General features: G+C 72.7%; 23 protein-coding genes. 17 read left to right on the top strand and 6 right to left on the bottom strand.

Annotated features, from left to right (window positions below; all coding sequences use genetic code 11):
- Positions 1–81 precede the first annotated feature (81 nt).
- From HD595_RS34630 to whiA, 7 genes are all read left to right on the top strand, one after another.
- Positions 82–543: a Rieske (2Fe-2S) protein gene (locus HD595_RS34630; protein ID WP_253776505.1), complete on the top strand. Its 462-nt coding sequence runs from the start codon at positions 82–84 to the stop codon at positions 541–543.
- Between the two features lie 127 nt (positions 544–670).
- Positions 671–1,171, top strand: coding sequence for a Rieske (2Fe-2S) protein (locus tag HD595_RS34635; RefSeq protein ID WP_253776507.1), 501 nt, complete (start codon positions 671–673; stop codon positions 1,169–1,171).
- 46 nt (positions 1,172–1,217) lie between these two features.
- A complete protein-coding gene (locus tag HD595_RS34640) occupies positions 1,218–1,685 on the top strand; it encodes a Rieske (2Fe-2S) protein (RefSeq protein ID WP_253776509.1) in 468 nt (155 codons plus the stop codon).
- Between the two features lie 172 nt (positions 1,686–1,857).
- On the top strand, positions 1,858–3,951 hold the full coding sequence (gene uvrC / locus HD595_RS34645; RefSeq protein WP_253781410.1) for an excinuclease ABC subunit UvrC: 2,094 nt from the start codon (positions 1,858–1,860) through the stop codon (positions 3,949–3,951).
- A gap of 4 nt (positions 3,952–3,955) precedes the next feature.
- On the top strand, positions 3,956–4,939 hold the full coding sequence (gene rapZ, locus HD595_RS34650) for an RNase adapter RapZ (protein WP_301309677.1): 984 nt from the start codon (positions 3,956–3,958) through the stop codon (positions 4,937–4,939).
- Between the two features lie 206 nt (positions 4,940–5,145).
- The gene (locus HD595_RS34655) at positions 5,146–6,117 is read left to right on the top strand and encodes a gluconeogenesis factor YvcK family protein (protein ID WP_253776511.1); all 972 of its coding nucleotides are present in this window, start codon (positions 5,146–5,148) and stop codon (positions 6,115–6,117) included.
- Positions 6,118–6,188: 71 nt separating this feature from the next.
- Positions 6,189–7,169: a DNA-binding protein WhiA gene (gene whiA / locus HD595_RS34660; protein WP_138670245.1), complete on the top strand. Its 981-nt coding sequence runs from the start codon at positions 6,189–6,191 to the stop codon at positions 7,167–7,169.
- 381 nt (positions 7,170–7,550) lie between these two features.
- Here whiA and HD595_RS34665 read toward each other — a convergent pair whose 3' ends face one another.
- Positions 7,551–8,204: a hypothetical protein gene (locus HD595_RS34665; protein WP_253776513.1), complete on the bottom strand. Its 654-nt coding sequence runs from the start codon at positions 8,202–8,204 to the stop codon at positions 7,551–7,553.
- A gap of 184 nt (positions 8,205–8,388) precedes the next feature.
- Here HD595_RS34665 and gap point away from each other — a divergent pair, with 184 nt between their 5' ends.
- The 5 genes from gap to HD595_RS34690 all read left to right on the top strand — a co-directional run bounded on the left by gap (position 8,389) and on the right by HD595_RS34690 (position 12,266).
- Positions 8,389–9,393 (top strand): type I glyceraldehyde-3-phosphate dehydrogenase, encoded by a 1,005-nt coding sequence (gene gap / locus HD595_RS34670; protein WP_253776515.1) that lies wholly within the window; start codon positions 8,389–8,391, stop codon positions 9,391–9,393.
- A 131-nt stretch (positions 9,394–9,524) separates the two neighbouring features.
- The gene (locus HD595_RS34675) at positions 9,525–10,718 is read left to right on the top strand and encodes a phosphoglycerate kinase (protein WP_253776517.1); all 1,194 of its coding nucleotides are present in this window, start codon (positions 9,525–9,527) and stop codon (positions 10,716–10,718) included.
- Complete coding sequence (gene tpiA / locus HD595_RS34680) at positions 10,715–11,524, top strand: triose-phosphate isomerase (RefSeq protein ID WP_308211294.1); 810 nt, start codon at positions 10,715–10,717, stop codon at positions 11,522–11,524. Before HD595_RS34675 ends, tpiA begins: the two co-directional genes overlap by 4 nt.
- A gap of 99 nt (positions 11,525–11,623) precedes the next feature.
- On the top strand, positions 11,624–11,854 hold the full coding sequence (gene secG / locus HD595_RS34685; protein ID WP_175589639.1) for a preprotein translocase subunit SecG: 231 nt from the start codon (positions 11,624–11,626) through the stop codon (positions 11,852–11,854).
- A 67-nt stretch (positions 11,855–11,921) separates the two neighbouring features.
- Entirely contained in the window at positions 11,922–12,266 is a 345-nt protein-coding gene (locus HD595_RS34690) for an RNA polymerase-binding protein RbpA (protein ID WP_175589638.1), read from the top strand.
- A gap of 126 nt (positions 12,267–12,392) precedes the next feature.
- On the opposite strand, the gene HD595_RS34695 is transcribed toward HD595_RS34690, so the two are convergent.
- Entirely contained in the window at positions 12,393–14,006 is a 1,614-nt protein-coding gene (locus HD595_RS34695; RefSeq protein WP_253776519.1) for an amidohydrolase, read from the bottom strand.
- A 171-nt stretch (positions 14,007–14,177) separates the two neighbouring features.
- On the opposite strand from HD595_RS34695, the gene HD595_RS34700 reads away from it, so the two are divergent.
- Positions 14,178–15,200, top strand: coding sequence for a GNAT family N-acetyltransferase (locus tag HD595_RS34700; protein ID WP_253776521.1), 1,023 nt, complete (start codon positions 14,178–14,180; stop codon positions 15,198–15,200).
- On the opposite strand, the gene HD595_RS47385 is transcribed toward HD595_RS34700, so the two are convergent.
- Positions 15,192–16,037: a Clp protease N-terminal domain-containing protein gene (locus HD595_RS47385; RefSeq protein ID WP_475717469.1), complete on the bottom strand. Its 846-nt coding sequence runs from the start codon at positions 16,035–16,037 to the stop codon at positions 15,192–15,194. The genes HD595_RS34700 and HD595_RS47385 overlap by 9 nt on opposite strands.
- A gap of 73 nt (positions 16,038–16,110) precedes the next feature.
- Here HD595_RS47385 and HD595_RS34710 point away from each other — a divergent pair, with 73 nt between their 5' ends.
- From HD595_RS34710 to add, 4 genes are all read left to right on the top strand, one after another.
- Positions 16,111–16,998, top strand: coding sequence for a hypothetical protein (locus HD595_RS34710; RefSeq protein ID WP_253776523.1), 888 nt, complete (start codon positions 16,111–16,113; stop codon positions 16,996–16,998).
- Positions 16,999–17,081: 83 nt separating this feature from the next.
- A complete protein-coding gene (locus tag HD595_RS34715; RefSeq protein ID WP_253776525.1) occupies positions 17,082–17,951 on the top strand; it encodes an oxidoreductase in 870 nt (289 codons plus the stop codon).
- Between the two features lie 85 nt (positions 17,952–18,036).
- Positions 18,037–18,627: a TetR/AcrR family transcriptional regulator gene (locus HD595_RS34720; RefSeq protein WP_253776527.1), complete on the top strand. Its 591-nt coding sequence runs from the start codon at positions 18,037–18,039 to the stop codon at positions 18,625–18,627.
- Between the two features lie 67 nt (positions 18,628–18,694).
- On the top strand, positions 18,695–19,780 hold the full coding sequence (gene add, locus HD595_RS34725; protein WP_253776529.1) for an adenosine deaminase: 1,086 nt from the start codon (positions 18,695–18,697) through the stop codon (positions 19,778–19,780).
- A 98-nt stretch (positions 19,781–19,878) separates the two neighbouring features.
- Here the strand turns inward: add and pgl are convergent, their stop codons facing one another.
- From pgl to zwf, 3 genes are all read right to left on the bottom strand, one after another.
- Positions 19,879–20,652 (bottom strand): 6-phosphogluconolactonase, encoded by a 774-nt coding sequence (gene pgl / locus HD595_RS34730; protein ID WP_253776531.1) that lies wholly within the window; start codon positions 20,650–20,652, stop codon positions 19,879–19,881.
- A 126-nt stretch (positions 20,653–20,778) separates the two neighbouring features.
- Positions 20,779–21,693, bottom strand: a complete 915-nt coding sequence (locus HD595_RS34735) for a glucose-6-phosphate dehydrogenase assembly protein OpcA (protein ID WP_420540733.1) — start codon at positions 21,691–21,693, stop codon at positions 20,779–20,781.
- The gene (gene zwf / locus HD595_RS34740) at positions 21,693–23,378 is read right to left on the bottom strand and encodes a glucose-6-phosphate dehydrogenase (protein ID WP_253776533.1); all 1,686 of its coding nucleotides are present in this window, start codon (positions 23,376–23,378) and stop codon (positions 21,693–21,695) included. Before zwf ends, HD595_RS34735 begins: the two co-directional genes overlap by 1 nt.
- Positions 23,379–23,445: the final 67 nt, after the last annotated feature.

Below are 23,445 nucleotides of genomic sequence, written 5' to 3' on the forward strand. Positions count from 1 at the left end.
GTCACCGCCCCTACAGTGATGACCGGTCTGGAGGACCTGACCTGCAGGGGGTCAGCGGCGACGCGGAAGGGTCGGCAGTACATGAGGGGTTCGGAGCGGGGCTTCGCCATGCCCGCGATCGAGGAGGGGCCGGGAGACGCCCGGGGGGTCGGGCGGCGCGAGGCCCTCGGTATCGCGGGCGCGGCCGTGTGCGGGCTGGCGGTCGCCGGCTGCGGCGCCGGGGGCCAGGAGACCGCCCCCGTCCAGAGCGTCAAAGGGCAGGTCCTCGCGAAGACGGCGGACGTGCCGGTCGGCGGCGGCACCTTCGTCGAGCAGTGGAAGATCATGGTGACCCAGCCCGCCGAGGGCGTGTTCAAGGCGTTCAGCGCCATCTGTCCCCATCGCGGCTGCGCCGTCGGCTCCCCGCGGGACTCGGTCATGACCTGCCCCTGCCACGGCAGCGAGTTCGCCGCCGACAGCGGCAAGTGCCTCAAGGGCCCGGCCACGGCCCCGCTCACGGCGTACCAGGTGAAGGTGGTGGGTGACGGCGTCGTCGTCGTGTGACACCGGGCGGGACAGGCGGGCGAACCGGTAATTGTGCGTGGTTCTCCGGATCGGCGCGCGCGACGCTGAACCGGTCGGCGGGCGCCGGCGTACCTGGGATTGAGACCCGAACCTGGAGGAACGCACCATGACGGATACGACGCGCAGGGCCGTTGTGCTGGGAGCCGGCGGCGCCGGGCTGGCCGCGGTCCTGACCGCCTGCGCCAGCTACGGCGACCCGGCCACCCAGGGCAGCCTCCCTCCCGTCACGGAGGAGGCCACGGCCGAGGAGTCTCCGGCCGACGAGCCGCAGGCCGAGGAGTCGTCCGCGGCGCCGAAGAAGAAGTCCGCGTCGGGCGGCGGCAAGGCGCTCGCCGACACCTCCGACATCCCCTCCGGCGGCGGCAAGGTCTTCGAGAGCCAGAAGATCGTCGTCACGCAGCCGGCGGACGGGGAGTTCAGGGCGTTCACGGCGGTCTGCACCCATGCGGGGTGCACGGTGGCCAGCGTCTCGAACGGCACGATCAACTGTCCCTGCCACGGCAGCAAGTTCAAGATCGACGACGGCTCCGTGGCCGCCGGGCCCGCCGACCAGCCGCTCGCCGAGAAGAAGATCAAGGTGGACGGCGACAAGATCATGCTCGTCTGATTCAACTTTCATGCTTTTCTCACCTGAGTGCGGTTAGGTGAGACGTATGGCAGACGACCTTCAGAGCCGCAGGGCGGTGATCGCGGGCGTGGGCGTGGGTGGCCTCTCGCTGGCGCTGACCGCCTGTGGCGGCGGTGAGAGCGGCACGACCACCGCCACCGAGTCCCCGGGACAGTCCACGAGCGGGTCCGGCGCGCCGAGCGCCGAGAGCACCGGCTCGTCCGCGGGCGGCGCCCTGGCCAAGACGGGCGACATCCCGGTGGGCGGCGGCACGATCTTCAAGGAGCAGAAGATCGTGGTGGTCCAGCCCGCGGCCGGGCAGTTCAAGGCCTTCAGCGCGATCTGCACCCACAAGGGATGTCTGGTCGCCAAGGTGGCCGACGGGACGATCGACTGCCCGTGCCACGGCAGCAAGTTCAAGATCCAGGACGGCGCGGTCGCCGGCGGGCCGGCCGACCAGCCGCTTCCGGAGAAGCAGATCAAGGTGGAGGGCGACCAGATCACCCTGGCCTAGGCATCGCGGCCATTCCGTACGGCCCCGCACAGGTCCCTCGCCGGGCCCACGCCACACCCGCGAGGCGCCTGTGCGGGGCCACGACCATGCCCTCCGTCCCGGGTATGAGGCGGCGGGGGTTGTCGGTGGGGGCCGTTAGTCTGTGAACGTGGCGAGATCAGCGGGCACCTCCTTGAGCTTCCGGCCCCGGCCCGGGTCCATCCCCGAGTCACCGGGGGTCTACCGGTTCAGGGACGCGCACGGCCGGGTGATCTACGTCGGCAAGGCCAAGAGCCTGCGGCAGCGGCTCAACTCGTACTTCGCCGACTTCTCCGCCCTGCACCCCCGCACCCAGTCGATGCTGACCACGGCGGCCGACGTCGACTGGACCGTCGTCGGCACCGAGGTCGAGGCGCTGCAGCTCGAATACTCCTGGATCAAGGAGTTCGACCCCCGCTTCAACGTCAAGTACCGCGACGACAAGTCCTATCCCTACCTCGCCGTCACCATGGGCGAGGACTTCCCGCGCGTGCAGGTGATGCGCGGCGCCAAGCGCAAGGGCACCCGCTACTTCGGCCCCTACTCCCACGCCTGGGCCATCCGCGAGACCGTCGACCTGCTCCTGCGGGTCTTCCCGGTGCGCACGTGCAGCGCCGGGGTGTTCAAGCGGGCCGGGCAGATAGGCCGGCCCTGCCTGCTCGGCTACATCGACAAGTGCTCCGCGCCGTGCGTCGGCCGCGTCACCCCGCAGGAGCACCGCGAGCTCGCCGAGGACTTCTGCGACTTCATGGCCGGCAACACCAGCCGCTTCATCAAGCGGCTGGAGAAGGAGATGCGCGACGCCGCCGCCGAGCAGGAGTACGAGCGCGCCGCCCGGCTGCGCGACGACATCCAGGCGCTCCAGCGCGCCCTGGAGAAGCAGGCGGTCGTGCTCGGCGAGGGCACCGACGCCGACGTCATCGCCCTGGCCGAGGACCCGCTCGAAGCCGCCGTCCAGGTCTTCTACGTGCGCGCTGGCCGCATCCGCGGCCAGCGCGGCTGGGTCGTCGACAAGGTCGAGGAGACCACGCCCGGCGAGCTGGTCGAGCAGTTCCTGCTCCAGATGTACGGCGAGGCGAGCCCCGAGTCGATGCCCCGCGAGGTGCTCGTGCCCGAGCTGCCGCCCGACGCGGCGGCGGTCGCCGAGCTGCTGTCCGAGCAGCGCCGCGCCCGGGTCGAGGTGCGGGTGCCGCAGCGCGGCGACAAGAAGGCGCTGATGGAGACCGTCGGCCGCAACGCCATGGAGTCGCTGGCCCAGCACAAGATCCGCCGCGCCAGCGACCTGACCATCCGCAGCAAGGCGCTGCAGGAGATCGCCGACGCGCTCGACCTCGACCAGGCGCCCCTGCGCGTCGAGTGCTACGACGTCTCCCACCTCCAGGGCGAGAACGTCGTGGCCTCCATGGTCGTCTTCGAGGACGGCCTGGCCCGCAAGAGCGAGTACCGCCGCTTCGCCGTCAAGACCAAGGAGGGCGACGTCGCCTCGATCTACGAGGTGATCAACCGCCGGTTCCGCCGCTACCTGGAGGAACGCTCGGCCACCGGCGAGCTGGCCGCCGACGACGAGGCCCAGGGGCTCATCGACCCCGAGACCGGCAAGCCGCGCAAGTTCGCCTACCCGCCCAACCTCGTCGTCGTCGACGGCGCCGGCCCGCAGGCCGCGGCCGCCCAGCGGGCGCTCGACGAGCTCGGCATCGACGACGTCGCCGTGTGCGGCCTGGCCAAGCGGCTGGAGGAGGTGTGGCTGCCCGGCGACGACCAGCCGGTGATCATGCCGCGCTCCAGCGAGGGCCTCTACCTGCTGCAACGGGTGCGTGACGAGGCGCATCGGTTCGCCATCACCTACCATCGGTCCAAGAGGTCCAAGACCGTGAAGGAGAGCGCGCTCGACGGCGTGCCCGGTCTCGGCCCGGCGCGGAGGCAGGCGCTGCTCAAGCACTTCGGCTCCGTGAAACGGCTTCGCGAGGCCACCGTGGCGGAGATCTGCGAGGTCCCCGGCATCGGCCGGTCGACCGCGGAGGTGATCGCGTCGACGCTGAAAGGGGAGTCAACCGTGACCACCAGCGAGGCGGCGCCCGCACAGCCGGCCGCCGGCGCGGGCGGCCCGAGCGGCGCCGACGACCCTGTCGAGGCGGGAGCCGCGGGCGGTGCCGACGCCCCCGTCGAGGCGGGAGCCGCGGGCGGCGTCGCCGTCGCGGTCTCGGGCGAAGCCGCCGGACCTGACCGACCGAGCGGCCGAACGGAGTGAGACGATGAGCGCCGCCGAAGACAACGACAAGCGCAGCGCCGCGCCGGAGGGCGAGGCGGGCGAGGGCGCGGCAGCGGTCGTGGCCGCCGCTGCCGCCGCCGCGGTGCAGGGCGACCGCGACGACAGCCGGGATCCGGCGTTCGTCATCGTCACCGGCATGTCCGGGGCGGGACGCAGCACCGCCGCCAAGGCCCTGGAGGACCTCGGCTGGTTCGTCATCGACAACCTGCCGCCCGGCCTGCTGTTCGCCATGGCCGAGGAGGCCGGCAAGGTCAAGCTGGCGGCCGACAAGGTCGCGGCCGTGGTCGACGTGCGCAGCCTCGCCTTCACCACCGACCTCAACGCCGCCATCGAGGAGCTCGAGGGCCGCGGCGTGCGGGTGCGCGTGGTGTTCCTGGAGGCCAGCGACGAGGAGCTGGTGCGCCGCTTCGAGAACGTCCGCCGCCCCCACCCGCTCCAGGGCGACGGCCGGCTCGTCGACGGCATCGCCCGCGAGCGCGGCATCCTGCGCGAGGTGCGGGCCAACGCCGACCTGGTCATCGACACCTCCTCCCACAACGTCCACGAACTCCGCAACAAGATCGTCGCCTACTTCGGCGGCGAGGACCGTCCCGGGCTGCGGGTCAACGTGGTGTCCTTCGGCTTCAAGTACGGCCTGCCGGTCGACGCCGACCTCGTGGTCGACTGCCGGTTCCTGCCCAACCCCCACTGGGTGCCCGAGCTGCGGCCGATGAACGGCCTCGACACGCCGGTGCGCGAGTACGTGCTGGGGCAGCCGGGCGCCAAGGAGTTCCTCGACGCGTACGAGGAGGTCCTGAAGGTGGTCGCGGCCGGCTATGCCCGCGAGGGCAAGAGCTATGCGACGCTGGCGGTGGGCTGCACGGGCGGCAAGCACCGCAGCGTCGCGATGGCCGAGCAGGTCGCCGGCCGCCTGCGCGACCGCGGGATGGAGGTCCAGGTGAGCCACCGGGATGTGGGGCGGGAGTGACCCATGACCACCAGGACCGGAGCGCGTCCTTCGCGCCGCCCCCGTCCACAGGCACCCGGCCGCCTGCCGGGCGGCCGTCCGACGACGTCACGCCGCCCGTAGACCGGCCCTCCGCAGGGGGTTCGCCCTCAGGGTCGCTTTCGTCAGGGTCGGCTTCGTCGGGGTCGTCTTCGTCGGGATCGCCGGGCCCGGGCGTCGTGCCCGTCATGCCGTCCGCGGCCCTCTCGCCGGAGGGCGGGACGCGACCGCGGGGGCCGCGCGTCGTGGCCCTCGGCGGCGGGCACGGCCTGTACGCCTCCCTGTCGGCCCTGCGGTCGGTGACCGACGCGCTCACGGCCGTCGTCACCGTGGCCGACGACGGCGGCTCCAGCGGCCGGCTGCGCCGCGAGCTCGGCGTGCTCCCGCCGGGCGACCTGCGCATGGCGCTGGCGGCGCTGTGCGGCGACGACGAGTGGGGCATCACCTGGAGCGAGGTCGTCCAGCATCGCTTCCGCAGCGAGGGCGAGCTGCACGGCCACGCCGTCGGCAACCTGCTCATCGTCGCGCTCTGGGAGCTCCTGGGCGACCCCGTGGCCGGTCTCGACTGGGTGGGACGGCTGCTCGGCGCGCAGGGCCGCGTGCTGCCCATGGCGTCCGTGCCGCTCGACATCGTGGCCGAGGTGGAGCTCGACGGCGTCATCTCCACCGTGCGCGGCCAGGTGGCGTGCGCCCTGACCCCCGGTCGCGTGCAGGCCGTCTCCCTCATCCCCGAGGACCCGCCGGCCCGGCCCGAGGCGATCGAGGCGGTGCTGGAGGCCGACTGGGTGGTGTTCGGGCCCGGATCGTGGTTCACCAGCGTGCTGCCGCACCTCAAGGTGCCCGAGCTCGCCAGGGCCCTGCACGAGACCCGGGCCAGGCGGCTGGTCACGCTCAACCTCGCCCCGCAGGCCGGCGAGACCGACGACTTCTCCCCCCAGCAGCACCTGGAGGTGCTCCGGCAGCACGCGCCCGACCTGACGGTCGACGTGATCCTGGCCGACACCGGCGTGGTCGACGACCTCGACGCGCTGGAGAAGGCGGCGGCCGCGCTCGGCGGGCGTACGGTGCTGGCCGACGTGGCCGCCGCCGACGGCTCGCCCCGGCACGACCCACGACGTCTTGCCTCCGTCCTGGACGAGATTTTCCTCCAGAAGCGTTGATCCTGGTCGGCGCGGTGCGAAGGTGCGAGAGACTGCTGGGAGCCGGTCTGAATGGGGGAGGACTAACGCTTATGGCGATGACGGGTGTGGTCAAGGACGAGCTGAGCCGACTACCGGTGCTGAAGCCCTGCTGCCGCAAGGCCGAGGTCTCGACGCTGCTGCGGTTCGCGAGCGGTCTGCACCTGGTGGGCGGGCGCATCGTGATCGAGGCGGAGCTCGACACCAACGCCACCGCGCGACGGCTGATCAAGGACATCGGCGAGGTGTTCGGCCACAAGGCGGAGGTTCTCGTCCTCGCGCCGGCCGGCCTGCGCAAGGGGTCGCGCTACGTCGTACGCGTCTACCGCGACGGTGAGGCGCTCGCCCGGCAGACGGGCCTCATCGACAACCACGGGCGGCCCGTGCGCGGGCTGCCCCGCCAGGTCGTCGCGGGGGCGGCCTGCGACGCCGAGGCCGCCTGGCGGGGGGCGTTCCTGGCGCACGGCTCGCTGACCGAGCCCGGCCGTTCCATGTCGCTCGAGGTCACCTGCCCGGGTCCGGAGGCGGCGCTGGCGCTCGTCGGCTCGGCGCGGCGGCTGAAGATCCACGCCAAGGCGCGCGAGGTGCGCGGCGTCGACCGGGTCGTGGTCCGCGACGGCGACGCCATCAGCGCCCTGCTCACCCGGCTCGGCGCGCACGACAGCGTGCTGGCCTGGGAGGAGCGCCGCATGCGCCGGGAGGTGCGCGCCACCGCCAACCGGCTGGCCAACTTCGACGACGCCAACCTCCGGCGCTCGGCCCGCGCCGCCGTGGCCGCCGGGGCGCGGGTGCAGCGGGCGCTGGAGATCCTCGGCGACGAGGCGCCGGACCACCTGGTGGTGGCCGGACGACTGCGGGTGGAGCACAAGCAGGCGTCCCTTGAGGAACTGGGGCAGATCGCCGACCCGCCGCTGACCAAGGACGCGATCGCCGGCCGCATCCGGCGGCTGCTCGCCATGGCCGACAAGCGCGCCTCCGACCTCGGCATCCCCAACACGGAGGCCAACCTCACGGTCGACATGCTCGCACCCTGACCTGGCCGGAGCCCTGGACTGGCTTCGCCCGTGCCCTGACCCCTCGGCGTCCCGCCGGCTGTGTGCGCGTTGGGGCGTCCGTGCGTCCAGGTGCGCTGGTGGTGGGGGTGTTCGGGGTGCTTGCGGGCAGTGTGCGCCCGGGCTCTGTTTGAGTGTGCGGCGGCTCTCCTGCGCGCGGATGGTGTGTGCGCCGGGTCCTGCCTGTGTGTGCGGCGTCTCCTGCGCGCGGGCCGGGCGTGTACGTGCTCCGTCTGCGTGCGTGACCGCCCCGGACGCGTTCAGCGGGGCCCGGGCTTCAGCGGTCCAGGCGGCGGAGTGACCCCTGCGGCCCGGGCCGCAGGGGTCAGCGGGCGGGCCGGTAAGGCCCCGTCGGGTCAGGCGTCAGCTCTGGCCCGGTTCGCGGGGTGCGAAGAGGTTGGCCGTCGGGGCGGCTGGTGTGGCCTTGGGCGGCTGGAGCGGCTCGAACGGCGCCCGGTACTCGGGTTCGGCCTCCATCGCGTCCGTCGCCTGCTCCCCGCCGTCGCGCCCGCGGTGGGTCACCACGCCCGCCTCGGCCCGCCACCGGCGGCGCACCCGCGCGACCCGTACGACGGTCAGCAGGAACGCCGGCACGGCGGCGGCGCCCACCGCGGCCCAGAACTGCCAGGACGTCCGCATGGCCGTCCACACGCCCTGCGCGATGCGGTCGACGTTGTCGGGGAACCACGTCGCCAGGGGGAACCCCTTGTCGACGGCCCAGACCACGATGCCCGCGACGTCGCCCCCCGCGCGCACCCCGAAGGCGTACAGCAGCACGACCCAAGGCAGGAGCAGGCTGCGCGGCCGGACCACCCACACGGCCAGGCCCAGGATCAGCCCGGCCAGCAGACAGCAGGCGACGGGAAAGACAAGCCCCGGGTTGCCCGCGAACCAGCGCACGTCGTACGGCAGACGGTTGGAGTAGGCCACCATGGCCGCATATCCCGCGACTCCTATCAGCATCGCGACGAAGCCCACGATCAGGCCGGACAGCAGGCCGGACCTGCGGTGTGACATCTCAGCCCCCAGAGAATGCCGGAATTTACTCCGATGAGTCGGGCACTTTACTCGAACGCTACAAATTACGCCTCCGGAATGGTGATACGCAGGGCGGGGGTTGCAGTGGTCTAAACCAATTTGGGTCCGATAGGCTTGGGCGTTGAGGTTTCAGCCCGCATCACGTACGAGGAGATCGGTTTCCGTGAGCATCCGCGTAGGCGTCAACGGCTTCGGCCGCATCGGTCGCAACTTCTGGCGCGCGGTCGCCGCCAGCGGCAAGGACATCGAGATCGTTGCGGTCAACGACCTGACCGACAACGCGACGCTCGCCCACCTGCTGAAGTACGACAGCATCCTGGGCCGCCTGCCGTACGAGGTGAAGGCGACCAGCGACGAGATCACCGTCGACGGCAAGGCCATCAAGGTCTTCGAGGAGCGCGACCCGGCCAAGCTGCCGTGGGGCGACCTCGGGGTGGACGTCGTCCTCGAGTCGACCGGCCTGTTCACCGACGCCGCCAAGGCCAAGGTGCACGCCGACAACGGCGCGAAGAAGGTCATCATCTCGGCCCCGGCCAAGAACGAGGACGTCACCATCGTCATGGGCGTCAACCACGACTCCTACGACCCGGCCAGCCACACGATCATCTCCAACGCGTCCTGCACCACCAACTGCCTGGCCCCGCTGGCCAAGGTCATCCACGACACCTTCACCATCGAGAAGGGTCTGATGACCACCATCCACGCCTACACGCAGGACCAGAACCTCCAGGACGGCCCGCACAAGGACCTGCGCCGCGCCCGCGCCGCCGCCCTCAACGTGGTGCCCACCTCCACCGGTGCCGCCAAGGCCATCGGCCTCGTGCTGCCCGAGCTGAAGGGCAAGCTCGACGGCTTCGCGATGCGCGTGCCGATCCCCACCGGCTCGGCCACCGACCTGACCGTCGACGTCAGCCGCGACGTCACCGTCGAGGAGGTCAACGCCGCGCTCAAGGCCGCCGCCGAGGGCCCGCTCAAGGGCATCCTCACCTACACCGAGGACGAGATCGTCTCCTCCGACATCGTCACCGACCCGGCCTCCTGCATCTTCGACGCCGGCCTCACCAAGGTGATCGGCAACCAGGTCAAGGTCGTCGGCTGGTACGACAACGAGTGGGGTTACTCCAACCGCCTGGCCGACCTCATCGAGCTGGTCGGCGCCGACCTCTGACGGGCCGGGCGCACCTCCCGGCGAGGTCGGGCGCGCCTCTGACGGGTCGCGCCGGCCTCTGAGGGGCCCGCGCCGAGCGAGACATCCATCACCTTGGACCGTCCGAGCCCCGCTCGGCGGAAGGAGCACAGTTGCGCACGATCGACGATCTCGACGTGAAGGGCCGGCGCGTGCTCGTGCGCGCCGACCTGAACGTCCCCCTCGACGGTGAGACGATCACCGACGACGGCCGCATCAGAGCGTCGGTTCCGACGATCCAGGCCCTGACCGGGCGCGGCGCGAAGGTCGTCGTCTGCGCCCACCTCGGCCGGCCCAAGGGCAAGCCCGAGCCGAAGTACTCGCTGAGGCCGGTGGCCGCGCGCCTCGGCGAGCTGCTCGGCCAGGACGTCGCCTTCGCCACCGACGTGGTCGGCGACAGCGCCCAGGCCGCCGTCGCGGGGCTCCAGGACGGCCAGGTGGCCCTCCTGGAGAACCTCCGCTACGAGCCGGGCGAGGAGTCCAAGGACGACCAGGCGCGCCGGGAGTTCGCCGAGAAGCTGGCCGGCCTGGCCGAGCTGTACGTGGGCGACGGCTTCGGCGCCGTCCACCGCAAGCACGCCAGCGTCTACGACGTGCCCAAGCTCCTGCCGCACGCGGCGGGCGGGCTGGTCGTGGCCGAGGTCGAGGTGCTCAGGCGCCTGAGCGAGCACCCCGAGCGACCGTACGTCGTGGTGCTGGGCGGCGCGAAGGTGTCCGACAAGCTCGGCGTCATCGCGAGCCTGCTCACCAAGGTCGACCGGCTGCTCGTCGGCGGCGGCATGGCCTACACCTTCCTCAAGGCCCAGGGTCACGAGGTGGGTCAGTCGCTGCTGCAGGAGGACCAGCTCGACCAGGTGCGCGGCTTCCTCGACCAGGCCGCCGAGCGCGGCGTCGAGCTGGTGCTGCCGGTCGACGTGCTGGCGGCCACCGAGTTCGGCAAGGACGCGCCGTACGACGTGGTCGAGGCGAGCGCGATCCCGGCCGACCGGCAGGGGCTCGACATCGGCCCGAAGACCCGCGAGCTGTTCGCGGCCAAGCTGGCCGACGCCCGCACCGTCTTCTGGAACGGCCCGATGGGCGTGTTCGAGTTCGACGCGTTCGCGGGCGGCACCCGCGCCGTGGCGGAGGCGCTGATCGCCTCCGACGCCTTCACCGTGGTCGGCGGCGGCGACTCGGCGGCCGCCGTGCGCCGGCTCGGCCTGCCCGAGGACGGCTTCTCCCACATCTCCACGGGGGGCGGGGCCAGCCTCGAATACCTGGAGGGCAAGACCCTCCCCGGACTCGCCGCCCTGGAGGACGCGGAGTGACGCGACAGGCAGACCGCCCCGCAGCGGGCGGCCGCAAGCCGCTCATCGCCGGCAACTGGAAGATGAACCTCAACCACCTCGAGGCCATCGCCCTGGTGCAGAAGCTCGCCTTCGCGCTCGGCGACAAGGACTTCGACAAGGTGGAGGTCGCCGTCCTGCCGCCGTACACCGACCTGCGCAGCGTGCAGACGCTGGTCGACGGCGACAAGCTGCGCATCGTCTACGGCGCCCAGGACGTGTCCCAGCACGACGCCGGCGCCTACACAGGCGAGATCTCCGGCGCGATGCTGGCCAAGCTCGGCTGCACCTACACGGTGATCGGCCACTCCGAGCGGCGTCAGTACCACCACGAGGACGACGACCTGGTCAACGCCAAGGTCCAGGCCGCCTACCGCCACTCGCTGACCCCCATCCTGTGCGTGGGCGAGGGCCTGGAGGTGCGCAAGGCCGGCGGGCACGTGGCGCACACCCTCGCGCAGCTTGAGGCCGACCTGCGCAAGGTCACCGCCGAGCAGGTCAAGTCGATCGTGGTGGCCTACGAGCCGGTATGGGCGATCGGCACCGGCGAGGTGGCCACGCCGGAGGACGCGCAGGAGGTCTGTTCGGCCCTGCGCGGACGACTCGCTGAGCTGTACGACGCCGAAGTGGCCTCCGCTGTCCGTATCCTGTACGGAGGGTCGGTCAAGTCGAGCAACATCGCCGGCATCATGGCTCAGCCCGACGTCGACGGCGCTCTCGTGGGAGGCGCCAGCATCGACGCCGCTGAGTTCGTCAAGATCTGCCGTTTCACCGATATGCCCGGCTAGCTGAGCTGTTCCGGAGGCGCGACTTGACACCAGGTCGTACCCTCTAGAGGCAAGTTTGAATCGTCACGCGTCACAGAGCACTGAAGGAACAGGCATACCGTGGTAATCGGAATCTCCATCGCCCTCATCCTGGCGAGCTGTCTCATGGTCCTGCTGGTGCTGCTCCACAAGGGCAAGGGTGGCGGTCTGTCCGACATGTTCGGCGGAGGTTTCTCGTCGAGCTTCGGCGGCTCGTCCGTGGTGGAGCGCAACCTTGACCGGCTGACGGTCATCACGGGCGTGATCTGGTTCGTCTGCATCATCGCGCTGGGCCTCCTGCTGAAGCCCTGAGCGTTTGGCGCGTGACAGTGATTCTCCCCCCCGTGTCTCGCGGGGCGATCGAGCGAGGAGTTCATCCGTGGGTAGTGGCAACGCGATCCGTGGCAGCCGTGTCGGCGCCGGCCCGATGGGGGAGGCCGAGCGCGGCGAGGCAGCTCCGAGAGTGCGGGTCTCGTTCTGGTGCGCGAACATGCACGAGACGCGCCCCAGCTTCGCCAGTGACGCGGCGGTCCCCGAGATGTGGGACTGCCCGCGCTGCGGCCTCCCGGCAGGACAGGACGAGCAGGCCCCGCCTGCCCCGCCCAAGAACGAGCCGTACAAGACGCACCTGGCCTACGTGAAGGAGCGCCGGAGCGACAAGGACGGCAAGGCCATCCTCGAGGAGGCGCTCGAGCGCCTGCGCAACAACAGGTCCCCCTGGTAGTTCCCGTTCCGGCGTGCGCCGGACGGTCGGCGGGACATCACGTCCGCGCGGCATGACGTGCCGCGAAGGGCCCCGGCGGTGGCGCCGGGGCCCTTCGCGTCGTCCTGTGGGGTACGGGCGGCCCGGCTACGCGCCGGCCCGCTCGTACACCGGCTCGCCGTCCACGAACGTCAGCGCCACCCGGGTCGTCCAGATCTCCCCGGCGGGCAGCGCGAACGGGTCGCGGTCGAGCACGACGAGGTCCGCCGGGCGGCCCGGCTCGATCACGCCGGCCGGTGAGCGGTTGATCCAGGCCGACCCGGCCGTGTACGCGGTCAGGACGGTGGCCAGGTCGAGCCGCTGCCCCGGCAGGAACGGCGTCTGCGCGGTCGGGTACCCGGCGTGCACCGAGCCGCCCGGCTCGGTGCGGTTGACCGCCACGTGCATGCCCTGCAGCGGGTCGGCGTCCGAGACCGGCCAGTCGCTGCCCGCGCAGAAGCGCGCGCCGTGCGCCAGCAGGTCGGCGAACGGGTACTGCCACGACGAGCGCGGCTCGCCGAGGTAGGGCAGGGTCAGCTCGTCCATCTGGGCGTGGTGGGTGGCCCACAGCGGCTGCAGGTTGGCGGTGACGCCGAGCCGGGCGAAGCGCGGCACGTCCGACGGCTCCACGATCTGCAGGTGCGCGATGTGGTGCCGGTTGGCGGGGTCGGTGCCTTCGCAGGCGTCGAGCGTCTCGCGCACCGCCCGCTCGCCGATGGCGTGGAAGTGCACCTGGAAGCCGAGCCGGTCCAGCTCGGCGACGTACTCCTTGAGCTTGCCCGGGTCCACGTACGACAGGCCCGTGCCGCCGCACAGGCAGTACGGCTCCAGGGTGGCGGCGGTGAAGTTCTCGGTGATGCCGTCCTGCATGATCTTGACCGAGGTGGCGGCGAACCGGTCCAGGCCCTCCGCGGAGCGCCGGCGCTCGACCAGGTCGGCGATCTGGTCGGCCCCGCGCGTGCGGTCCCACCACAGCGCGCCGACCACCCGGGCCCGCAGCCGGCCCGAGCGGGCCGCCGACAGGTACGTGGGGAGCTGGTCGTCCGAGCCCGCGTACGAGCCGACGATCGCGTCCTGCCAGCCGGTGATGCCGAGGGAGAACAGGTGGCGCTGGGCGTCGTCGAGCGCGGCGTCCTGGTCGGCCGCGGTGGGGCGCGGCGTGAGCAGGCCGACCAGGTCCATGGCGCCCTCGTGCAGGACGCCGCTGGGCGTGCCGTCGGGGTCGCGCTCGATGCGGCCGTCGGCGGGGTCGGGGGTGTCGCGGGTGATGCCGGCCAGTTCCAGGGCGCGGGTGCTGACCCAGGCCGCGTGGTGGTCGCGCTGGATGAGGTAGACCGGGCGGCCGTCGGCGTCGAGCTGGGTGCGGTGGGGGAGACCGCCGGGGAAGGCGGACATGTCCCAGCCGCCGCCGTCGATCCACTCCTTGTCCGGATTTCTGGCGGCATAGTCGGCGATCTTCGCCTGGTACGCGTCGAGTCCGTACACCTCGGACAGGTCGCACCTCGCGCGCTCCAGCCCGGCCTGCACCGGGTGGATGTGCGCGTCGATGAACCCGGGCGTCAGCAGCCCGCCCTTCAGGTCCACGGTCTCGTGCGGGCCCGCCTCGCGGGCGAGGTCGCGCTCGTCGCCGACGGCGGCGATCACCCCGTCGCGCACGAGCACGGCCTCGGCGAACCCGCCCGCCGCGGTGAAGACCCGTCCGCCCCGGAACAACGTCGTCATCGGCCCTCTCCGCCCTTCCCGCGCCGCCCCATGGGGCGGACGCCGCTGTAGATCCTCGCAAGATTCAACAAACCCGGCGAAACCGGGATATGTGCGTTCATAGGCGCATATCTTGCTACATGAAACGCCACGTTAGCGGCCGTGTAACAGCGGCCCGGCATGCTGGTGCCCATGGGATTCTTGCGCATCCGCACCACGGTCGACGAGCGGCCGGGACGGCTCGCCTCGCTGGCCGCCGCCCTGGCCGACCGGGGCGGCAACATCCTGGGCCTGAGCGTCCAGTCCGACGCCGACGGCACGGTGGACGAGTTCGTCGCCGACATCCCCGCCCACCCCGAGACCGTGCGCGAGGCCCTGGAGGCGGCCGGCGGACGCCGGGTCCAGGTCGTCCCGGCGACCGCGCACGAGCTGACCGACGAGCCGACCCGGGTCCTGCTGCTGGCCTCCCGGCTGCGCTCCATGCCGTGGCGGCTGCCCGAGCTGCTGGCCGAGCTGCTGCGCGCGGACGACGCCCGCTGGATCTATGGTGAGGCGGTGAGTGATCTTCCCGACCCGACCCAGCTCGTCGTGCCCGTGGCGCCCCGCCGCGCGGTACGGCTGCGCCGCGCGGAGCTGCCGTTCACGCTGACCGAGGCCGCCCGCGCCGCCTCCTTCGCCCGGCTGGCCCAGCCGCCGGCCGAGCAGCCCGCCGGGAACCGCTCCGTGAAGCTGGCCGACGGCGTGGAGGTCGTCATCCGGCCGCTCACCTCGATCTACCGCGAGGCCGTGCGCGACCTGCACGACCGGTGCTCGCCGGAGGCGCGCCGCTTCCGCTACTTCACCTCGATGCCGGCGCTGCCGCCGCGCATGTTCGACAAGCTGTGCGACCGCAGCCGCGGCCACTCGCTCGTGGCGGGCCACGACGGGCAGGTCGTGGCCATGGCGAACCTGATGTTCGGCGCCGACCCCGGCGTCGCCGAGATGGCCTTCCTGGTCGAGGACGGCTGGCAGGGGCGCGGCTTGGGCGCGGCGCTGGCCAGGGCGCTGATCCGGGCGGCGCGCGACCTCGGGTACGCCGAGGTGCGGGCGACCATGCTGTCGGACAACGTCCGGATGCGGCGCCTCATGGCCTCGCTCGGCGCCTCGATCACCTACACCGAGGACCCGGGGGTGCTGGAGTCGCGGCTGCCGGTGGGCGCGATGGTCTCAAGCTGACCCTTCCTCGCGCGGAGCGTCGCCGGTGTCCTCCCCGCCAGCCTCGGCCGGGCGCTCGCCGGGAGCTTCGGCGGGATGCCCTCCGGGAGCTCGGGTGGGAGGACGCTCCCCGGAGGCTTCGGCCGGGCGCTCGCCGGAACCCTCGGCCGGGCGCTCTCCGGAGGTCGCGGGCGGGTGTTCGCCGGGCGGGCGTTCGGCTGTCTCGCCGGGTGGGCGTTCGCTGGTGTCGGCGGGCGGGCGTTCGGAGGTGTCGCCGGGGCGTTCGGGGGTGTCGCCGGGTCCGCGCGCGATGCCGAGATGGCGTTCGATGCGCTCCAGGCTCTCCTCGATCCGCGTCAGCCGCTCCACCAGCGTCGGGCCGCTCGTGTAGTACGGCTCGGCCGGCCTGTCCCTCGGGCCCGCGGCGACCAGCGCGAGCACGCGTTCGCGCAGCCGGTCCAGCGCGACCCCCGCGTCCAGCAGCGCCTGTGCCGCGAGCCCGTCGGCCTCCCGGATGAGCCCGAGCAGGATGTGCTCCGTGCCGATGTAGTTGTGGCGCAGTTGCAGCGCCTCGCGCAGCGAGAGCTCCAGCACCTTCTTGGCGCGCGGCGTGAACGGGATGTGCCCCGGCGGGCCCTTGGTGCCGCGTCCCACCTGCTGCTCGACGTACCGCCGCGTCGGTCCCAGCTCGACCCCGAACCCCTCCAGGGCCCGCGTCGCGACGTCGTCGCCGTCGCCGGCGTGCAGGAGGCCGAGCAGGATGTGCTCGGTGCCGATGTAGTTGTGGTTCAGCATCCGCGCCTCTTCCTGGGCGAGGACGACCACTTTCCGGGCACGATCGCTGAATCGCTCGAACACGAGAGAACTCCGTTCGGCAGGCCTTGCCTCCACTATGCGCTACAAACCCATGCATGTGGGGTATCTCACTGGTGTGGATCTTGACGAGGTGGCCGACCGTCTCTACGGGCTGCCGCCGTCCGAGTTCACCGCCGCGCGCGAGGCCGAGGCCCGCGCGGCCAAGGACGCGGGCGACGCGAAGCTGTCCCGCGAGATCGGGCGGCTGCGCAAGCCGACGGTCTCGGCGTGGGCCGTGAACCGGGCCGCGCGCGAGCACCCGGACGATCTGCGCGAGCTGCTGGAGGTGGGGGAGGAGCTGCGCCGGGCGTGGGCCGCCCACGACGCGGAGGCGCTGGCCGAGGTCGCGCGCCGGCGCGGCGCCGTCGCCGAGCGGGTCGGCCGGCTGGTCAAGGAGGACATGGGGCTGTCGGCCGCGGCGTCGGTGGAGGTGGACCGGACGCTGGACGCCGCCGTGGTGGACGAGGGGGCGGCGGCCGAGGTACGGCAGGGACGCCTGGTGCGGCCCCTGGAGTACAGCGGCTTCGCCCCTGCCCCCGCGCCGGCCCGGGCGGAGGCCGAACAGGGCGAGGCAGGAGCCGAGGGGGCCGGAGTGTCCGGCACCACGAGTTCCACGAGCTCTGCCTCCGGGTCGAGGAGCCCCGCCGGTGCCGCCGGCCGCCCGGCGCGGGAGGTGCGGGCGTCGCGGAAGGCGGCGGCCGAGGAGCGGGCCCGGCGGGAGGCCGAGGCGCGCGCCGCCCGCGAGGCCCGCCGGGCGCAGGAGCGCATGGAGGCCGAGGCGACCTACCTCGAATGGCGCGAGGCGCTGACGGAGGCGGTGCGGGAGCACGACAAGCGCGCGGAGAAGGTGGCGCGGCTGGAGCGCAAGCTCACCAAGGCCCGCGCGAAGCTGCGGGAGAGCGAGCAGCGCCTGGAGGTGGCCCGCCGCGAGGAGCGCCATGCCCGCCGCCGCCTGGAGGGATGACCCGCACGAGCGTCGCGCGGGCGGCTTCGGAGGGCTAGGGTGTACGAAACCGTTCCGTACACTTGGCTACCACGGGAGTGGCGATGACCACCTGGACCCCCGACGACATGCCCCGCCTCGACGGCCGCACCGCGATCGTCACCGGCGCCAACAGCGGCATCGGCCTGCCCACCGCGCTGGAGCTGGCCCGCCACGGCGCACGCGTGATCGTGGCCGCGCGCTCCGACGCCAAGGGCGCGGAGGCCGTGGCCGCGATCCGGCGGGCCGTCCCCGACGCCCGCGCCGAGCACGCCCGGCTGGACCTCGCCGACCTGGCCTCCGTGCGCGCGTTCGCCGAGGGCGTGGACGAGGTGGACCTGCTGGTCAACAACGCCGGCGTCGGCATGAAGCCGCGCAGCCTGACGAAGGACGGGTTCGAGCTGCAGTTCGGCACCAACCACCTCGGCCACTTCGCGCTGACCGGGCTGCTCCTGCCGAAGCTGCTCGCCCGCCCGGGCGCGCGCGTGGTGACCGTGTCCAGCGACGCCCACACCCGAGGCCGGCTCGACTTCGACGACCTCGCCCTGGAGCGCGGTTACGGCCGGATGAGCGCCTACGGCCGCTCGAAGCTGGCGAACCTGCTGTTCACCCTGGAACTCCAGCGGCGCGCCGAGCGGGCCCAGGCCGACCTCAGGAGCGTGGCCACGCACCCCGGCGCCACCGCCACGAACATCGTCAAGGTGGGGCCGCTCAAGCCCCTCCTGGGGCTGTTCCTGCTGAGCCCCGAGACCGGCGCGCTGCCGTCCCTGTACGCCGCCACCTCGCCGGACATCCGCGGCGGCGAGTTCGTCGGCCCGAAGCTGCGCCTGATCACCCCGTCCGCCGACGCCCGTTCCGAGGAGCTGGCCGCGCGCCTCTGGGACGTCTCCACCGAGCTCACCGGCGTACGATTCGAACGGATCGCCGTACGGTGACGCCCCGGCGGGCACCCGGCGACTCCGTGACGAGCTGACCACGATCGCCGGGCGGACCCGCCGGGCAGGACCGGAGGACGTGTACGTGGCCCCACTCGACCCCGTGCGCGAGAGGGCCATCCTCGACGCCACGCTGGAGCTGCTGTCGGAGATGGGCTACGACCGGATGTCGGTCGACCAGATCGCCAAGCGCGCCCGGGCCAGCAAGGCGACGATCTACCGGCGCTGGGCGGGCAAGCCCGAGCTGGTCGTGGACGTCATCTGCAACCGCTTCGACATGGACGCGCCGCGCCCGCGCGACACCGGTTCGCTCCGGGGCGACCTGGCCGAGCTGGTCAGGTGCCTGTGCGAGACGGCCGAGCGCAAGCACACGCTCATCATGGGCCTGTCCTCGACGCTGGTGTCGAACCAGGAGCTGGCCAGGGCGCTGCGCGCGCACCTGCCCAGCCGCGACCTCAGCGGCGTGGAGGCGCTGCTGGTGCGGGGCGAGAACCGGGGCGAGCCGGCGAGGAGGGCGGACACCGCCCGGCTCGCCGCCGTCGCCGAGGCCCTCGTGTGGCATCGGCTGATCTTCGTCGGGCCGCCGCTGGACGACGCCTTCGTGGTGGAGGCGGCGGACGACGTGCTGTTCCCGCTGGTGCGGGCCTGGGCCGAGAGACCCGTCGAGCAAAGCTGACGTCTTTGTGTGAGATTCGGCCGCCAAAGCTGTCCGTACGGGAGGAGGGCGGCCTAAGGTCGTCGCCATGACGACCGACGCGACCATCGACGCCCCCCTCCCGGCCCGGGCGGACGCCTCCTCCGGCGACGCCGCCCTCGACGCGTTCATCGACGCCCTGCCCAAGGTCGAGCTGCACGTCCACCTCATCGGCTCCGCGTCCGTGCCCACGGTCCTGGAGCTGGCCCGCCGCCACCCCGGCGGCGGCGTGCCCACGTCGGAGGAGGAGCTGCGCGCCTTCTACCGGTTCACCGACTTCCCGCACTTCGCGCGGGTCTACAAGGCCGTCAACGCGCTGGTGCGCGAGCCGGAGGACGTCGCCACCCTGGTGCTCGGGCTGGCCCGCGACCTGGCCGCGCAGGGCGCCCGGTACGCCGAGCTCCAGGTCACCCCGTACGCCCATCACATCGTCGGGATGCCGCGGCGCGCGGTCACCGAGGCCCTCGACTTGGCCGCCCGCCGCGCGCCGGAGGAGTTCGGCGTGGAGATGGCCTACATCTTCGACATCCCCGGCGAGTACGGCGTCGAGGCGGCGGAGATCACCGTGGCCCACGCCCTGGAGGAACCTCCCGCCGCGTTGGTAGGTTTCGGCATCGGCGGGATCGAGCAGGAGCGCGTCCACTACCGCGACGCCTACCGCGACGCGTTCACCGCCGCCCGCAACGCCGGCCTGCACAGCGTCCCGCACGGCGGCGAGATGACCGGGCCGGAGACGATCTGGGAGGTCGTCGAGGCGTACGGCGCCGAGCGGATCGCCCACGGCATCGCCTGCCTCCAGGACGAGCGGCTCGTCGCCCACCTGCGCGAGACACGGCTGCCGCTCGACGTCTGCCCCACCTCCAACGTGTGCACGGGGCAGGTGGCCCGCATCGAGGACCACCCGCTGCCGCGCCTGCTGGAGGAGGGGCTGTTCGTGACGCTCAACACCGACGACCCGCCCATGTTCGACACCTCGCTGACCGGGGAGTACCGGACCGCGGCCCGGGTCTTCGGCCTCGGCCGGCGCGAGCTGGCCGACCTGGCCCGCAACGGCGTGACCGCCTCCTACCTGCCGGCCGAGCGCAAGCGGGCGCTCCTGGCCGAGATCGACGCGCTGGAGACGGCCACCCCCTGAACGGGCCGGCCGCTCAGAACCGCTCGCTCGGGGGCGACCGGCTCAGCGCCGGCCGCTCTGCGCTGATGGCTCCGGGCCGACCGCTCAGGGCTGACGGCTCAGGGGGAGGCCAGGCGGCCGAGGCCGGGCGGGATCTTGCCGGCCGCCGCGCGGTCCAGCAGGAACAGGGTGCGCGAGCGCCCCCGCGCCCCCGCCGCCGGCACCTGCACCGGACCGGACTCCGACAGCGCCAGCCGCACCGCGCCCGCCTTCTCCGCCCCCGCGGCGATCACCCAGACCTCGCGGGAGGCCTGGAGCGCGGGCAGCGTGAGCGAGATGCGGGTGGGCGGCGGCTTGGGCGCGCCGTGGACGGCCACCGCCGGCCGCGTGTCGTACAGCGCCGGCATGCCGGGGAACAGCGAGGCCACGTGCGCGTCGGGCCCCATGCCGAGCAGCGTCACGTCGAACGACGGCGACGGCCCGTGGTCCTCGGGCCGGGCCGCCTTGGCCAGCTCGGTGGCGTAGGCGTCGGCCGACTCCTCGGCCGTCAGCCCCGAGTCGGGGCCGAGCATGACGTGGACCCGCTCCGGGTCGACGTCGACGTGGTCGAGCAGCGCCCGCCGGGCGCCCGTCTCGTTGCGCTCGGGGTCGCCGTCGGGCAGGAAACGCTCGTCGCCCCACCAGATGTCGAGGCGCCGCCAGTCGACGGCGTCGCGCGCGGGGGTGCCGGCGATGGCCGCCAGGGTGGCGATGCCGATCGTGCCGCCGGTCAGCACCAGCGACGCGGTGCCCTTGGCGGACTGGACGTCGACGAGCCGGGTGATGATCCGCGCGGCCACGGCCTTGGCCAGGATGTCGGCGTCACGGTGGACGACTACGGTTGGAACGCTCACGGGGACCAGTCTTCCATCCCCGCGGCCCCGGCCACGCCACGCCCCGCGGAGTGGGGCGACGAACGCGGAAGCGGCCGGGCGCCCCGCGAGGGGCGCCCGGCCGCTTCCATCGAACCGGTCCGGACGTCAGGACTTGTACGAGCGGGCCAGCCGCTTGACGGCCTGCTCGTAGGTCTCGTCCGGGTCGAGCCGCCGCAGCTCCTCGGCCAGCAGCTCGGGGGTCTGCCGCCGGGCCAGCGCCACGTTCCGGTCGGGCTGCCCCGGCCGGGACAGCGTCGCCAGCCGGGCGTCGGCGCGGGCCACCGACAGGTCGCCCTCGGGCGTGGTCAGCCGCACGGAGGTCAGGCCCGGACCGGCCGAGTCACCGACCTTGATCGTGGTGCCGAGCCGCTCGGACAGCCACGCCGCCAGCAGGGGAGCGCTCGGGTTGCCCGAGGCCGCGTCCACCTGGCCCTTGCGGACCTTGCCGACGGGCTGGTCGAAGGCCGCCGCGAGCAGGCTGCGCCACGGCGTCAGCCGGGCCCACGCCAGGTCGGTGTCGCCCGGCGCGTAGCCCTTGGCCCGGGTCGCCAGCGCCTTGACGCCGCCGTCGGGCGACATGCGGGCGTCGGTGATGCGCCGCTGCGCGAGCATCCCGATCGGGTCCTTGGCCGGCACGTCGGGCGCCTTGCCCGGCCACCAGGCCACCACCGGGGTGTCCGGCAGCAGCAGCGGGCTCACCACCGAGTCGGCGTGGTCGGTCAGCTCGCCGTACAGGCGCAGCACGACCACCTCACCCGGCGTGGACTCGCCGATGCGCAGCTCCGCGTCGAGCCGGGTCGGCTCGTCGGTCTCCCGGTTGATCACCACGAGGATGCGCGACGGGTGCTCGCGGGCCGCCTCGGTGGCCGCCCGCAGCGCGTCGTACTGGTCGCGCTCCTCGGCGATCACGACGAGCGTCAGCACCATGCCGATGGCCGGCGCGCCCATCTGGTGGCGCAGCAGGGTGAGCTGGCCGGCGATCTTCCCCGCGGTCGTGTCGCTCAGCATGAAGGTCGTCATCAGAGTCTCCTCCACACGCGGCCGTCGCGCGCCATCATCGCGTCGGCCGACGGCGGCCCCCACGAACCGGACGGGTACGGCTCCGGCTGGCCCTGCGTGGCCCAGAACTCCTCGATCGGGTCGAGGATCTTCCACGACAGCTCGACCTCGCGCTGGTGCGGGAAGAGCGGCGGGTCGCCGATCATCACGTCCAGCAGCAGCCGCTCGTACGCCTCCGGCGACGACTCCATGAACGACTCGCCGTAGGCGAAGTCCATGGACACGTCGCGCACCTCCATGGCCGTGCCCGGCACCTTCGAGCCGAACCGCACCGTGATGCCCTCGTCCGGCTGCACCCGGATGACCAGCGCGTTCTGGCCGAGGATCTCGGTGTCGTCCTTGGAGAACGGCAGGTGCGGCGCCCGCTGGAACACCACGGCCACCTCCGTCACCCGCCGGCCGAGCCGCTTGCCGGTGCGCAGGTAGAACGGCACCCCGGCCCAGCGCCGGTTGGCGATCTCCAGCTTGACGGCCGCGTACGTCTCGGTCACGGAGTCCGGCGGGATGCCGTCCTCCTCCAGGTAGCCGACGACCTTCTGGCCACCCTGCCAGCCCGCGGCGTACTGGCCGCGCGCCGTGTTGGCCGCCAGGTCGCCCGGCAGCCGGACCGCCTTGAACACCTTCTCCTTCTCCCGCCGCAGCGACTGCGCCTCGAAGGAGGTGGGGTCCTCCATCGCGACCAGGGCCAGCAGCTGGAGCAGGTGGTTCTGGATCACGTCGCGGGCCGCGCCGATGCCGTCGTAGTAGCCGGCCCGGCCGCCGATGCCGATGTCCTCGGCCATCGTGATCTGCACGTGGTCGACGAAGCTGCGGTTCCAGATCGGCTCGTAGAGGTTGTTGGCGAACCTCAGGGCCATGATGTTCTGGACCGTCTCCTTGCCCAGGTAGTGGTCGATCCGGAAGATCGAGCTCTCCGGGAAGGCCGAGGTGGTGATCTCGTTCAGCTCGTGGGCCGACTGCAGGTCGTGCCCGAACGGCTTCTCGATGACCACGCGCCGCCACGAGCCGGGCGGCGCGTCGGCCAGTCCCGTCCGCTTGAGCTGCTCCACCACCACAGGGAAGAACTTCGGCGGCACCGACAGGTAGAACGCGTAGTTGCCGCCCGTGCCGCGGGTCTCGTCGATCTCCTTGAGCGCCATGGCCAGCGCGTCGAACGCCCCGTCGTCGGAGAACTCGCCGGGCACGAAGTGGATGCCCTCGCGGATCTGCTTCCAGACCTCCTCGCGGAACGGCGTCCGCGCGTGCTCCTTGACGGCGTCGTGCGTCAGCTGGGCGAAGTCCTGGTTCTTCCAGTCGCGCCGGGCGAAGCCGACCAGGGAGAAGCCGGGCGGCAGCAGCCCCCGGTTGCCCAGGTCGTAGATCGCCGGCAGCAGCTTGCGCTTGGCCAGGTCTCCCGTGACGCCGAACAGCACCATGACGCACGGCCCCGCCACCCGCGGCAGCCGCTTGTCGCGCGGGTCGCGCAGCGGGTTGGCCGCGGCCGCCTCGATCGTGGTCGAGGTGCCGGCGACCGAGGTGGCCGCCGACGCCGCGGCGGACGCCCCGGCCGGCCCGTTGCCCTTGCCCGGCGTGGCCGCGTCGACCGCGCTCTGGACCGTGCTGTCCACAGCCTGCGCCCCCTCCGCGGGCGCCTGCGGGTCTGTCATCTCAAGCCTCCTGTGCTACGGCGAGCGGTGCGCCGCCGGAGGAGGCGGCGCACGCCACCCCCTCCGC

Source organism: Nonomuraea roseoviolacea subsp. carminata, from assembly GCF_024172185.1.
Lineage (GTDB): Bacteria > Actinomycetota > Actinomycetes > Streptosporangiales > Streptosporangiaceae > Nonomuraea > Nonomuraea roseoviolacea.